This window comes from Cupriavidus sp. C1SS-2L, assembly GCF_057073735.1.
This window is the reverse complement of record NZ_CP172709.1, coordinates 2,566,678-2,578,860: the sequence shown is the minus strand read 5'-3', so window position 1 is coordinate 2,578,860 and position 12,183 is coordinate 2,566,678. Positions and strand designations below refer to the sequence as shown.

Genomic DNA, 12,183 nt, shown 5'->3' with positions numbered 1-12,183 from the left:
GGCGCGCCTCGGCTGGCTGGCAAGCGTACCGTGCGTCACCCTGACGCAGGCACGGTCTTCCCGGCGTGAGGCTTGACTCTGTAGCGGCTACAGGGTCTTCAATGGCATCAAGTCAAACCAGCGGGAAAGAAGAAATGGCTCGCACGACACCTGAACACGCATTGCCACACGAACACGTTCGCAGCGAAGGCTGCGGCCACGATCACGCGCGTACCCGCGACGACCATGGCCACCACCATGGCCACGATCATGATCACGGCCACGATCATCACGACCATGCGCCGCAAGCGCCAGCCTGCTGTGGCAGCGCATGCAGTACGACGATCAGCGTCGCGCCTGCAGCTTACGTAGCCATCCCGGCCGGCGCGGGTTCGGCCAGCTATCGCATCGACGCGATGGACTGCCCCACCGAGGAGACGCTGATCCGCAACAAGCTCGGCGGCATGGCCGGCGTGGCGGCGCTCGATTTCAACTTGATGCAGCGCGTGCTGACCGTGCATCACACGCTGGCGTCGACCGAGTCCGTGGTGAATGCCATTGCGAGCCTCGGTATGAAGGCCGAGCCCCTCGTCCCGGAACAGGCAGCGCCGCTGCCCGCCGCAGAACACAAGCCGTGGTGGCCGCTGGCGCTCGCGGGCGTGGCGGCGATCGGCGCCGAAGTCACCGAATGGGCGGGACTCGGCAATACGTGGTTGCCGGCCTTGCTCGCCATTGCTGCGGTGGCGCTCGGCGGGCTGACGACCTACCGCAAGGGCTGGATCGCGCTGCGCAACGCCAACCTGAACATCAACGCGCTGATGAGCATTGCCGTGACCGGCGCACTGGTTTTGCGCGAATGGCCGGAGGCGGCCATGGTCATGGTGCTGTTCGCGCTGGCCGAACGCATCGAGGCCGCGTCGCTGGATCGCGCGCGCAACGCGATCCGTGGCCTGATGGCAATGGCGCCTGAGCAGGCGACCGTCCGTCAGTTGGATGGCACCTGGGCTGGCGTGCCCGCCGCCGGCGTGGCGGTGGGCGCAGTGGTCCGATTGCGCCCCGGCGAGCGCGTGGCCCTGGACGGGCGCGTGGTGCGCGGGCAGTCGGCGCTGGACCAGGCGCCCATCACCGGCGAAAGCGTGCCGGTCGACAAGGGCGTTGGCGACGCGCTGTTCGCAGGCTCGATCAACCAGTCGGGCGAGATTGAATACGAGGTCACGGCGCCGGCCAACGATTCCACGCTGGCCCGCATCATCCACGCGGTCGAGGCCGCGCAGGCCAGCCGCGCGCCGACGCAGCGCTTTGTCGACCAGTTCGCGCGCATCTATACACCAACGGTGTTCGCCATCGCGCTGGCAGTGGCGGTGGTGCCGCCGCTGGTGACGGGCGCATCGTGGGTCGACTGGATCTACAAGGCGCTGGTGCTGCTGGTGATCGCGTGCCCGTGCGCGCTCGTGATTTCCACGCCGGTGACCATCGTCAGCGGCCTTGCGGCGGCCGCGCGGCGAGGCATCCTGATCAAGGGCGGGGTGTACCTGGAGCAGGGCAAGGACCTGTCATGGGTCGCACTCGATAAGACCGGCACCATCACGCACGGCAAGCCTGCGCAGACCGATTACGCGATGCTCGTGGAGGATGCGCCCCGCGCACGCGCGATTGCCGCGAGCCTTGCCGCACGTTCCGATCATCCGGTGTCGAAGGCCGTGGCCACGGCGGCGCAGGCCGACGGCATCGCGTTGCTTGATGTCACGGAGTTCGAGGCGCTGGCCGGTCGCGGCACGCGCGGCCGTATTGATGGCGACGACTACTGCCTGGGCAACCACCGCCTGATCCACGACATGGGCGCATGCTCGCCCACGCTGGAAGATCGTCTGGAGGCGCTTGAGCGCCAGGGCAAGACCGTGGTGCTGCTGGCCCGCCTCGGCAAGGACGGCGCGGCGGCAGCGCTGGCCATGTTCGCCGTGGCCGATACCGTGCGCGACACCAGCCGGCAGGCCATTGCCGAACTGCACGCGCTTGGCGTGAAGACCATCATGCTGTCCGGAGACAACCCGCATACGGCGCAGGCAATCGGCGCACAGGTCGGCATTGACGAGGCGCGGGGCAACCAGTTGCCGCAGGACAAGGCGGACGCCATCGGCACGCTGGCCGCCGACACGCATGCCGCGCGTGGCAAGGTCGGCATGGTGGGCGACGGCATCAACGACGCCCCGGCGCTCGCGCGTGCGGACATCGGCTTTGCGATGGGCGCCGCGGGCACCGATACCGCGATTGAAACCGCCGACGTGGCGCTGATGGACGACGACCTGCGCAAGATTCCCGCATTCGTGCGGCTGTCGCGGAGCACGTCGCGCATCCTGTGGCAGAACATCACGCTGGCGCTCGGCATCAAGGCCGTGTTTCTCGCGCTGACCCTGGCCGGGATGGGGACGATGTGGATGGCGGTATTCGCCGATATGGGCGCGAGCCTGCTGGTGGTGTTCAACGGGCTGCGGCTGGCGCGGCGGTAGCGGCCAATGGGAACAAGCCGGGCGCCAGGCGCGCCCGGCCGGGCGGTGATGCTCAGGGCTGGATGATCAGCTCGCCGCTGCGTCCCTCGATCGACCCCCACGTCACCGGCAACGTCGGCAGCGTGTCGCGGTCGATATGCCGGTAGTACGTGGCCATCGACACCAGCTCATGCCCCTGCGCGCGCCAGCCCTGCAGCAGGCGGCGGAACACGGGCGCGAGCTTGCCGCCTTCCAGCTCCGTATGCAGCGTGAAGACGTGGTCGCCAACGTTGGCTTCCGTGAGCCGCAGCACGGCCTCATGGACGTTGTCCTCGGTGAGGCCGTCCACGCCGATCATTTCATCTAGCGTAGGCAGCGTCGTGGGCATCTGCACGTGACGGCACGCCACGCCACCGACGGCCGGGATATACGGCGCCGTGCCGCGTCCGTCGGACGCATAGGCCATGCCCCAGTCGTCGATCTGGCGGAACGCCTCGTCGTTCATCTGCCAGCCCGCCGCGCCATGCGTGGGCGGTGCCTCCCCGAAGATATCGACGTAGCGGTCGAATGCGTTCTGCATCTGCCGGCGCGTCCACGCCGGGTCGCGCTGGCGCACGTTGTCCTGCCAGTAGACATGGTCCCACGTGTGGATGCCGCATTCATGTCCGGCCGTACGCGCCGCGCGCATCTCGGCAGCGGCCTTGCGGCCGATGTCCGGCCCCGGCAGTAGCACGCCGTACATCAGCGTGCGCAGGCCATAGTTGGAGACCACCGACGTGCGCGACACCTTCTTGAGGAAACCCGGCCGGAACACCCGGCGCAGCGCCCAGCCGGTGTGGTCCGGTCCCAGGCTGTACAGGAAGGTAGCCTGCGCCTGCACCGCGTCCAGCATGGACAACAGCGTCGGCACGCCTTCGCGCGTACCGCGCAGCGTGTCGACGTCGACCTTGAGGGCGATTCTGGCCATGGGTCCGTACTCAGTTGTCGCCGTCGACCAGCGTGCGGGCCTCGACGACCTTCTCGCGATACGCCTCGAAGATCCGGCGCAGCGCCTGTTCCATCGTCACCTCGGGCTTCCAGCCGAGTTCCTGCATGGTGTTGTCGATCTTCGGCACGCGGTGCTGCACGTCCTGGTAGCCCTTGCCGTAGAAGTCGCCCGACGAGGTCTCGACGATTTGCGTCTTGCGCGCTTCCTCGGCGTATTCGGGATAGTCGGCGGCCATCTTCAGCATCATCTCGGCGAGCTCGCGCACCGAGTGGATGTTCGACGGGTTGCCGATATTGAAGATCTTGCCCGTGGCGATGCCGTTCGGGTTCTCGATGATGCGCATCAGCGCCGAGATGCCGTCCGAGATATCGGCAAACGCACGCTTCTGCTCGCCGCCGTCGACGAGCTTGATCGGCTCGCCGCGCACGATGTGGCCGAGGAACTGCGTGACCACGCGCGACGAACCTTCCTTCGATTCGAAGATCGAGTCGAGTCCCGCACCGATCCAGTTGAACGGGCGGAACAGCGTGTAGTTCAGGCCTTGCTCCATGCCGTAAGCGTGGATCACGCGATCCATGAGCTGCTTGGAGCAGGCGTAGATCCAGCGCGGCTTGTTGATCGGACCGTAGATCAGCGGCGACGACTCGGGATCGAATTCGTCGTCGGCGCACATGCCGTAGACCTCGGAGGTCGACGGGAACACCAGGTGCTTGCCGTACTTCACGGCGGCGCGCACGATCGGCAGGTTCGCCTCGAAGTCGAGCTCGAACACGCGCAGCGGCTGGCGCACGTAGGTCGCGGGCGTGGCGATGGCCACCAGCGGCAGCACCACGTCGCACTTGCGGATGTTGTACTCGATCCACTCCTTGTTGATGGTGATGTCACCTTCAAAGAAGTGCATGCGCGGATGGTCGACGAGGTCACCGAGGCGGTCGGACGACATGTCCATGCCGTAGACCTCCCACGACGTCGTTTCCAGGATGCGGCGCGTCAAGTGGTGGCCGATGAAGCCGTTGACGCCAAGAATCAGGACCTTTTTCATCGGTTTTCCTCGTTGGACTGTTCGGTAAGAATGGGTGCCAGCGCTTGCGCGGTGACCGGCGCGGATGTCGCGGCATTAAGCAGAGTGTCGATGCGCACCTGGCCGCCGTCGCCGCACAGGCCGATGATCTGGCCCTGGCTCACGTGCAGGCCGGGGCGCCAGCCGGTCGGCAGCGCCGGGGCGGACAGCGGGCGGCGCGCCTGCGCAACGACGAAGCGCTGGCCGGCGATGTCGGTGAACGCGCCGGGGTAGGGCGGCGCCACCGCGCGGATCAGGTTGTAGACCTCGGCCGCGGGGCGGCTCCAGTCGACGCGGCCATCCTCGGGACGGCGACCCGAGAAGTAGCTGCCTTGTGCCAGCACGTTCGGATGTTGCGGCGTGTTGCCTGCCATCATGGCCGGCAGCGCGCGCCACAGCGTCTGCTCGGCGGCCACGGTGACTTTCTCGAAGACTTCGCCGGCCGTGTCGTCCGGCAGAATGGGCACCGCGGTCTGGTCCACGATGTAGCCGGCGTCCGGTTTGGCTTCCATCGCATGCAGCGTGGCGCCGGTTTCCGTTTCGCCATGCAGCACGGCCCAGTTCACCGGCACGCGGCCGCGGTACTTAGGCAACAGCGAGCCGTGCATGTTGAAGGCGCCTTGTGGGGCCAGCGCCAGCACGCTCGCCGGGATCATCGAGCGGTAGTAGAACGAGAAGATCACGTCGGGGCTCGCGTCGCGCACGGCCTGGGCAATCGCCGGATCGGCCGGGTCTTCGCCGTAGATAAACGGGATGCCGAGTTCCGTAGCCGTATCCGCCACGCGGCGGAACCAGATGTTCTCGTCAGCGCGGTCACGGTGCGTGACGACCAGCGCCACATCGACGCCGCGCGCGTGCAGCACGCGCAGGCAGCGGTCGCCGACGTTGTGGTAGCCAAAGACGACTGCGCGCATCATGCCTCCGTCCGGTGGCGGGAAGGCTCCGCCTCAAGGACGGCCTTGATACGGTAGCGCGGCCGGTCGCGCACTTCCTGGTAGATGCGGCCCACGTATTCGCCGAGCAGGCCCAGGCCGAACAGCAGGATGCCGATCAGGAAGAAGTTCATGGCGAACAGGGTGAACACACCCTGCACTTCCGAGCCGAACAGGAACCGGCGCATCAGCAGCACCACGAACAGCACGCCGGACAACAGCGACAGTACCGTACCGATGGCCGAGAACCATTGCAGCGGAACGATCGAGAAACCGGTCACCAGGTCGAAGTTCAGGCGGATGAGCTGGTACAGCGAGTACTTCGACTCGCCGGCATGACGCTGCTCGTGGCCGACTTCGATTTCCACCGGGCTCGACGCAAACGTGTAGGCCAGCGCGGGAATGAACGTGTTGACCTCGCGGCAGGCGTTGATCGTGTCGACCACATTGCGGTCATACGCGCGCAGCATGCAGCCCTGGTCCGTCATGCGGATCTTCGTGATCCGCTCGCGCAGGCCATTCATGGCGCGCGACGCATAGCGGCGAAACGCCGTGTCGTTGCGCTGGCGGCGGATCGTGCCGACGTAGTCATGGCCTTCGCGCATGGTCTGCACGAGACGCGGGATTTCCTCGGGTGGGTTCTGCAGGTCTGCGTCCAGCGTGATCACGATCTTGCCGCGCGTGTGCTCGAAGCCGGCCAGGATGGCCATGTGCTGGCCGAAATTGCCGTTGAACAGCACCACCCGGGTCACGTCCGGGCGCTTGTGGAACTGCGCGGCGAGCATGGCCGCCGAGCGGTCGACGCTGCCGTCATTGATGAAAATGACCTCGTACGAGTCACCAAGGCCATCGAGCGCCGGATACAGACGATCGAACAGGGCTTGCAGCCCGTCTTCTTCGTTGTAGACCGGAATGACGACCGAAACCTCGACCGGGCTCATTTGGAGAGACGTTTGCATGTTTCGCTGAGAGTTGCGCAGACCCGTTCCACATCGGCGGCTTGCATGGCGGGGAACAGCGGCAGCGTGACGATGCCGCGACCGATGCGTTCGGCGTGCGGCAGCATGCCAGCGCGCCAGCCAAGGGAACGGTAGTAGGTGAAAAGGTGAATCGGGGGATAGTGCACGCCGGTGCCGATGCCGCGCTCGCGCATGGCCTGCATCACGTTCTGGCGAGCCTGCTGCGGGCCGCCTTCGAGGCGCTCCGTGGGCAGCACGACCTGGAACATGTGCCAGTTGGTCGTGGCTTGCTGCGGGTCCAGCGGCTGGGGCAGTTCAATGCCGAGTTCGGCCAGCCCCGCGTCGGCGGCGCATCGGAAATAGGTCTCGGCCAGTGCGGCGCGGCGCGCGGTGATGGCGTCGAGCTTTGCGAGCTGCGCGAGGCCGATCGCGGCATTCACGTCGGTCAGGTTGAACTTGCCACCGGGCTCTTCGACGTCCATGCCGTCCATGCCCGAGCGGATCACGCCCTGCAGGCGCAGGCGTTCGGCGCGCACGGCTTCTTCCGGCGTGTTCATCACCAGGCAGCCGCCCTCGACGCTGGTGATGTTCTTGTTGGCCTGGAAGCTGAAGCTGACCAGGTCGCCAAAGGCGCCGATGCGCTTGCCTTGCCAGCGCGAATCGATGGCCTGCGCGGCATCTTCGATCACGCGCAGATTGTATTTGGTGGCGATCGCATAGAGGCGGTCCATGTCGACCGGCAGGCCAGACAGGTACACCGGCATGATGGCGCGCGTACGCGGCGTGATGGCCGCTTCCACGGCGTCGAGGTCGATATTGCGCGTGCGCGGGTCGATGTCGACGAACACGGGCTTCGCGCCCACGGCGAGCACCACGTTCGCGGTGGCGACCCACGTGATCGGCGTGGTGATGACTTCATCGCCGGGGCCGATGTCCGCGATCCGCAGCGCGATTTCCATCGTGGCCGAGCCATTGGCGAAGGTGCGCACGGGGCGTCCGCCAAAGAGCTGGGACAGGGCGTCCTCGAACGCCTGCATCTTCGGGCCGGAGGTGATCCAGCCGGATGCCAGCACCTTGCCGACTTCGGCAATGGTGTCCGCGTCGATCTCGGGCCGGACGAAGGGAAGGAATTCGGAAGCGGCGGTAGCGGTCATCGGGTAGCTTGCCAGTAGGTATGCAGCATAAAGGGGCGCCGGATCACGAGCGCGCGATCAGGAACACGCCGGCCAGGATCAGCAGGATGCCGAACACGCGCAGCGGCCCGATCATCTCGCCGAACAGCCACCACGCGGCGAGCGCATTGACGACATAGCCGAGCGACAGCATCGGATAGGCGATCGATACATCGACGCGCGAGAGGCCGACGATCCACACGCCAACGCTGACCACGTACAAGGTCAGCCCGGCGAGCACGGGCCACTGCGTCAGCACGCGCAGTGCCGTGAGCAGTAGTGTGCTCCGTTCGATCGTGATGGCGCCGACGGCGTTGACGCCGGCCTTGAGCAGCAGTTGCGCGGCGGCATTGAGCAGCACGCCGGTGAAGATGAAAGCGAAAGTCGATAGCGTCATGGCGCCGGGTTCAGTCCTTCGAAGATTGAGGCCGGGCGGTTGCCGGCAGCGGGAAATTTGCCACGACGATGCGACGCTTGTCCTGGCCGATGGTGAACATCGGGACGCCGCGCGCCGTCAGGTCGGCGAACGTCTCGGCCGACATCATGGCAATGGCGTGCGGGCCTTGTCTCCAGCGTTCGGCAAAGGCATCGACGGTGGGAATCCATTTCTGCGGCTCCTGGCCCACACCGAACTCCAGTTCGTCGGGGTGCTCGACGAGGATGACGGTGCGGCGAAGGTAGAACGGCAGGGTGTGATCGAGCAGCCGCACGCTGTAAATCGGCATATCGGGCGTCAGCACCGCGTTGATCGCAGGAACCAGGTCAGCGCCGGAAGCGGGACGCCCCATGGCTTCATGCCCGCGGAAGGCAAGTGTCGCGCACAGGAACATGGCCACAGCATAGGCGACGACGCTTGCAAATACCCCACGCGTGCGCAGCAGGTGCCGTGCAAGCAACGCGCCAGCCAGCATGCAGGCGAAGGCCAGGCCTACCCACAGCGCGAACTCGCGATAGACCACGTTTGGCGTGCTGGGCTTGTCGAGGGTTGCCACATAAGGCGTGGCGAGCAGGCCGAGCACGCCCAGGACCAGCATGAAGTTCACCTGGCGCCGCCATGAGCGTTCCGTCGCGGTGTCGAGTGCCACGCCGGCCAGGATGCCCAGCGCCGGGAAGATCGGCACGATATAGCCTGGCAGCTTCGAGCCCGACAGGCTGAAGAACACGAAGATCGCAATGGCCCAGATCGCAGCAAGCAGCGCCGGCTGGAATGGCCGCGCGACGCTGCCGCGCTCCACGCCTGCGCGTTCGCGCACCGCTTGCCACATGCCCGGGAATGCGCCCAGCCACGGCAGGAAGCCCGCCACCAGCAACGGCACGAAGAACCACAGCGGACCCTTGCGCGAATGCACCGTCGAGGTGTAACGCTGCCAGTGTTCGTGGATGAAGAAGAAGTTCAGGAATTCGGGATTGCGTTCCGACACCAGCCAGAACCATGGCACCGTGACCACGAGCATCAGCACGATGCCGGACACCAGATGCAGGCGAAGCCACAGGCCGAAATCCCGCGTGACGAGCGTGTAGACGACGAGCACAAGGCCGGGCAGCGCGATACCGACCAGGCCTTTGGTCAGGACGGCGACGCCCATGGCCACCCAGCACGCCAGCATCCAGTTGCGGCGCGCCGCCGGTGTGGCGTGGGGATGCTGCGCGAGCAGCATGAAGGCAAGCACGCAGGCCATGGCGCCGGACAGCGTCATATCCAGCGAATTGAAATGCGCGGCCACGTTCCACATCGGTGCAGCGACCATCACGAATCCGGTGAGCACGGCAGCGCGTGCGCCGAACCAGCGGTGCGCGGCGAGCACGGAAACCAGCAGGCCGATTGCCCCGGACAGCGCCACGCAGAGCCGCGCCTGCCAGTCGCCAATGCCAAACAGCGTATAGGACAGCGCGGTCGCCCACAGGTGGAAAGGCGGCTTCTCGAAGTACTTGAGCGCCTGGTAGCGGATCGTGACCCAGTCGCCGGTGACAAACATCTCGCGGGCAATTTCCGCGTAGCGGCCTTCGTCCGAGCGCAGCAGGTGCCGCATGTCGAGCGTGCCGAACCAGACCAGCAGGATGCCCAGACTGATCAGGGCGATAACGCCAACTGACAGCCCGGCATAGCGCGAGGTCGAGGAACTACGCATAGAACTCCCTGGAAATGTCGACGGATGAATGGCTTGCGCCGCTTGGCGCGACAGGGAGCCGGCCAGCGCCGCCCCGGCGCATCACGGGCTGTGCCGGTCATGCGCGGGGCTGGCCTGGAATCGGCTCCATCCAACATGTCCCGGGCGAGGGCCGTTCCGGCATTCCGGCCTGACTGCATGCGGCCGGACATGGCGGGAAGCCGTCACAACGTTTGCGAACGCTTCCCGGTGGACAAGCCACCGCTGAAGGCCTGTGGCAGGAAAAATTTGTGATTTAAACGTATCTTTTCCTGCTGCGCGGACCCCGTCCCTCGCACGGGCGGGCAATGGTAGCACGGGCTGGGGCTCATCCTGCCTTTCCGGGGTATGTGGACCCCCGGAATGCCCGGACCGAACCCTTGCGCCCGGACAGACGCGACGTCAGGCAGGTTGGGCGACGGTCACTGGTTTGGCACTGCGCAGGCGCAGCGCGACGCCGAGGAGCAGGATGCCGCACACGATCGCCCAGGAGCCGATCATCCACAGCACGGCCAGCGCACCGGCCAGCGGCTTCCACAAAACGAGGAACGCGAAAGCGATGCTTACCAGTCCGGCAAGGATCAGCCACCATTCGTTAGGGATTTCCTTGCGTAGCCGCACCGCCGCGACGATCTGCAGCACACCGGTGGCCAGGGACCAGGCGGCAATATAGATCAGCAGTGACAGCGCAGTGATCGTCGGGCTCAGCAGGGTAAGCGCGCCCACGCCGAGGCCGAGCAGGCCTTGCAATGCCAGGACCCAGCGGTCGCTGGTCTCGCGTTCCTTGCCGGAGATCGCCATCAGCAGCGCCATCAGCCCGTCGGCGGCGGCGAATGCGCCGAAGATAAGGATCAGCGCCGCCAGCGTGGCGATCGGCGCGAAAAACGCGCAGATGCCGAAAACCAGCGCGAGCATGCCGCGCAGTGCGATCACCCACCATAATTTCGCGTAGTACTGAAGCATGGGATCTCCTGCAAGGTACCGGAATGCCAGCCGGTGGCGGCATCCGAAAAACCCGACGAGACAGCACGCGGGAAACACGCTAATTTAAAGAGCGCAGCGGTTGCGGACCGGCCCGGGCGGGTGCCAGTGGGGGACGCAAGACCATTCTAGACAGGGATTCATGTGAAGACAAAGGCGCAGCACTACCTGCGAAACGCCCCGGTCGCCGCCCTGGCATTGCTCGCGAGTGGAGTGGTCTGGGGTGAGGAGCCAGCCGAGTCTCGCCAGGGCACCGCAGCGCCAGCTGCGTCCCGGGCCATGCCGGCTGGCGCCGTCATCTGCGACGCGCCGTGGTTCCGCTCTGGCTCGCAAGTGCAGATGGAGGGCGACGGCGCGTTGCCGATGTCGATCACCATGACGCTGCGCAACGTCGGACGCAGCCCGTCGGGTTGCCGCGCGCAACTCGAGGTCATGTCAAAGTCCGCCATGTCGGCATTGATGGGACCACCGGTGGTCATGGACCAGGTGCACATGGTCAACATTGACCGGCGCACCCCCGCCGAAGAAACCAGCATCGAAAGCCAGCACGCCATCATCAATGCCCGCGCGCGCTACGCCCGCATGTACGGCGAGGCCGCCTTCAAGGGCAAAGGCGTCTTCAACTATGCCGGCCTGAACCTGCGCGAAGGCAGCACGCTGGATGGTGAAACGTTCGAATCCAGCCTGTCGCTGAAGATATATCCGCTGGGTTCGGATCAGGTGGTGGGCACCATGCGCGCGTTGCATGCGTCGATCAACATCAGTTCGCGCCAGGTGGGCCGCCGTCAGATGATCGATACCGTGCTCGGCCGCAGGGAATGCCTGCCGATCACTTATGAAAAGCGCACGTCGCTGGGACCGCTGCTGGTCGGCGAAGAGGTCGTGCAGGTCGAGCCTTCCGTGATGCAGATTACCGACTGGTACTGTCCCGCGGAGGCTTTCGTGTTGCGCACGGAAGTCAAGCAGGATGGCAAGGTGCAGCGCATTGATGTGACGGCGATGGAGTTGGACACGAAGGCGCCGTAAGCGTATTCGCGATGCCGCCTCACCAACAATGACAAAGCCCGCGCCATGGCGCGGGCTTTGTCATTGGGCTTACCAGTATCAGCTGGCGGCCGGCGCCGAAGCTGCCTTTTTCTTGCTCTTCTTGGACTTCGACTTGGTCGACTTCTTGGCTTCCGGAGCGGAGGCGTCGGTCAGGTCGCTGCGGGTGCTCTTGTTTGCGCCCTGGCTGTACGGATCGAACTTGTCGCCGCTCTTGGCACCTTCGGAGTACGGGTCGAACTTCTGACCCGACTTGGCACCCTGGGTGTACGGGTCGAACTTCTTGCCGCCGGTCTGCGCCTGGGCGGCCACAGCAGCCGTGCCCAGTGCGAGCGCGATTGCGATCGCAACGAACTTGTTCATGATTTCTCCTGAGTCCTGCCTGGTTATACCGCCCCATCGGGCGGTTGATTGTTCGCGGCCGCCCCGTTCGCG

At 65.8% G+C, this 12,183-nt stretch carries 12 protein-coding genes; 2 read left to right on the top strand and 10 right to left on the bottom strand.

The annotated features are described in order from the left end of the window. Positions 1-107: 107 nt before the first annotated feature. Positions 108-278: a hypothetical protein gene (locus ACIGJG_RS29650; protein WP_258234537.1), complete on the bottom strand. Its 171-nt coding sequence runs from the start codon at positions 276-278 to the stop codon at positions 108-110. A 117-nt stretch (positions 279-395) separates the two neighbouring features. Here ACIGJG_RS29650 and ACIGJG_RS29645 point away from each other — a divergent pair, with 117 nt between their 5' ends. After that, positions 396-2,486, top strand: a complete 2,091-nt coding sequence (locus tag ACIGJG_RS29645) for a heavy metal translocating P-type ATPase (RefSeq protein WP_258234536.1) — start codon at positions 396-398, stop codon at positions 2,484-2,486. Between the two features lie 52 nt (positions 2,487-2,538). On the opposite strand, the gene ACIGJG_RS29640 is transcribed toward ACIGJG_RS29645, so the two are convergent. The 8 genes from ACIGJG_RS29640 to ACIGJG_RS29605 all read right to left on the bottom strand — a co-directional run bounded on the left by ACIGJG_RS29640 (position 2,539) and on the right by ACIGJG_RS29605 (position 10,686). Beyond that, positions 2,539-3,432: a polysaccharide deacetylase family protein gene (locus ACIGJG_RS29640; protein ID WP_140950221.1), complete on the bottom strand. Its 894-nt coding sequence runs from the start codon at positions 3,430-3,432 to the stop codon at positions 2,539-2,541. Between the two features lie 10 nt (positions 3,433-3,442). Continuing rightward, the gene (locus ACIGJG_RS29635) at positions 3,443-4,495 is read right to left on the bottom strand and encodes a bifunctional UDP-4-keto-pentose/UDP-xylose synthase (RefSeq protein ID WP_011300097.1); all 1,053 of its coding nucleotides are present in this window, start codon (positions 4,493-4,495) and stop codon (positions 3,443-3,445) included. After that, positions 4,492-5,427, bottom strand: a complete 936-nt coding sequence (locus ACIGJG_RS29630; RefSeq protein WP_140950163.1) for a formyltransferase — start codon at positions 5,425-5,427, stop codon at positions 4,492-4,494. The genes ACIGJG_RS29635 and ACIGJG_RS29630 overlap by 4 nt, the downstream gene beginning before the upstream one ends. Then, positions 5,427-6,404, bottom strand: coding sequence for a glycosyltransferase (locus ACIGJG_RS29625; RefSeq protein ID WP_011300099.1), 978 nt, complete (start codon positions 6,402-6,404; stop codon positions 5,427-5,429). The genes ACIGJG_RS29630 and ACIGJG_RS29625 overlap by 1 nt, the downstream gene beginning before the upstream one ends. Next, positions 6,383-7,558 carry a DegT/DnrJ/EryC1/StrS family aminotransferase gene (locus ACIGJG_RS29620; RefSeq protein ID WP_011300100.1) on the bottom strand — a complete coding sequence of 392 codons (1,176 nt, stop codon included), beginning with the start codon at positions 7,556-7,558 and terminating at the stop codon, positions 6,383-6,385. Before ACIGJG_RS29620 ends, ACIGJG_RS29625 begins: the two co-directional genes overlap by 22 nt. Positions 7,559-7,601: 43 nt before the next feature. Next, positions 7,602-7,973: a DMT family transporter gene (locus ACIGJG_RS29615; protein WP_011300101.1), complete on the bottom strand. Its 372-nt coding sequence runs from the start codon at positions 7,971-7,973 to the stop codon at positions 7,602-7,604. 10 nt (positions 7,974-7,983) lie between these two features. Next, entirely contained in the window at positions 7,984-9,705 is a 1,722-nt protein-coding gene (locus tag ACIGJG_RS29610; protein ID WP_140950150.1) for a glycosyltransferase family 39 protein, read from the bottom strand. 420 nt (positions 9,706-10,125) lie between these two features. After that, a complete protein-coding gene (locus ACIGJG_RS29605) occupies positions 10,126-10,686 on the bottom strand; it encodes an HdeD family acid-resistance protein (protein WP_483673608.1) in 561 nt (186 codons plus the stop codon). A 162-nt stretch (positions 10,687-10,848) separates the two neighbouring features. Between ACIGJG_RS29605 and ACIGJG_RS29600 the strand changes: the two genes are divergently transcribed. Then, positions 10,849-11,730: a hypothetical protein gene (locus ACIGJG_RS29600; protein WP_011300104.1), complete on the top strand. Its 882-nt coding sequence runs from the start codon at positions 10,849-10,851 to the stop codon at positions 11,728-11,730. A gap of 78 nt (positions 11,731-11,808) precedes the next feature. Here the strand turns inward: ACIGJG_RS29600 and ACIGJG_RS29595 are convergent, their stop codons facing one another. After that, entirely contained in the window at positions 11,809-12,111 is a 303-nt protein-coding gene (locus tag ACIGJG_RS29595) for a hypothetical protein (protein WP_011300105.1), read from the bottom strand. Positions 12,112-12,183: the final 72 nt, after the last annotated feature.

Bases quoted from the DNA above. Each gene is read 5' to 3' on its own strand.
- ACIGJG_RS29630 (WP_140950163.1), bottom strand. From the start codon at position 5,427: ATGCGCGCAGTCGTCTTTGGCTACCACAACGTCGGCGACCGCTGCCTG.
- ACIGJG_RS29640 (WP_140950221.1), bottom strand. From the start codon at position 3,432: ATGGCCAGAATCGCCCTCAAGGTCGACGTCGACACGCTGCGCGGTACG.
- ACIGJG_RS29605 (WP_483673608.1), bottom strand. From the start codon at position 10,686: ATGCTTCAGTACTACGCGAAATTATGGTGGGTGATCGCACTGCGCGGC.
- ACIGJG_RS29645 (WP_258234536.1), top strand. From the start codon at position 396: ATGGACTGCCCCACCGAGGAGACGCTGATCCGCAACAAGCTCGGCGGC.
- ACIGJG_RS29635 (WP_011300097.1), bottom strand. From the start codon at position 4,495: ATGAAAAAGGTCCTGATTCTTGGCGTCAACGGCTTCATCGGCCACCAC.
- ACIGJG_RS29615 (WP_011300101.1), bottom strand. From the start codon at position 7,973: ATGACGCTATCGACTTTCGCTTTCATCTTCACCGGCGTGCTGCTCAAT.
- ACIGJG_RS29625 (WP_011300099.1), bottom strand. From the start codon at position 6,404: ATGCAAACGTCTCTCCAAATGAGCCCGGTCGAGGTTTCGGTCGTCATT.
- ACIGJG_RS29610 (WP_140950150.1), bottom strand. From the start codon at position 9,705: ATGCGTAGTTCCTCGACCTCGCGCTATGCCGGGCTGTCAGTTGGCGTT.
- ACIGJG_RS29650 (WP_258234537.1), bottom strand. From the start codon at position 278: ATGGTCGTGATGATCGTGGCCGTGATCATGATCGTGGCCATGGTGGTG.
- ACIGJG_RS29595 (WP_011300105.1), bottom strand. From the start codon at position 12,111: ATGAACAAGTTCGTTGCGATCGCAATCGCGCTCGCACTGGGCACGGCT.
- ACIGJG_RS29620 (WP_011300100.1), bottom strand. From the start codon at position 7,558: ATGACCGCTACCGCCGCTTCCGAATTCCTTCCCTTCGTCCGGCCCGAG.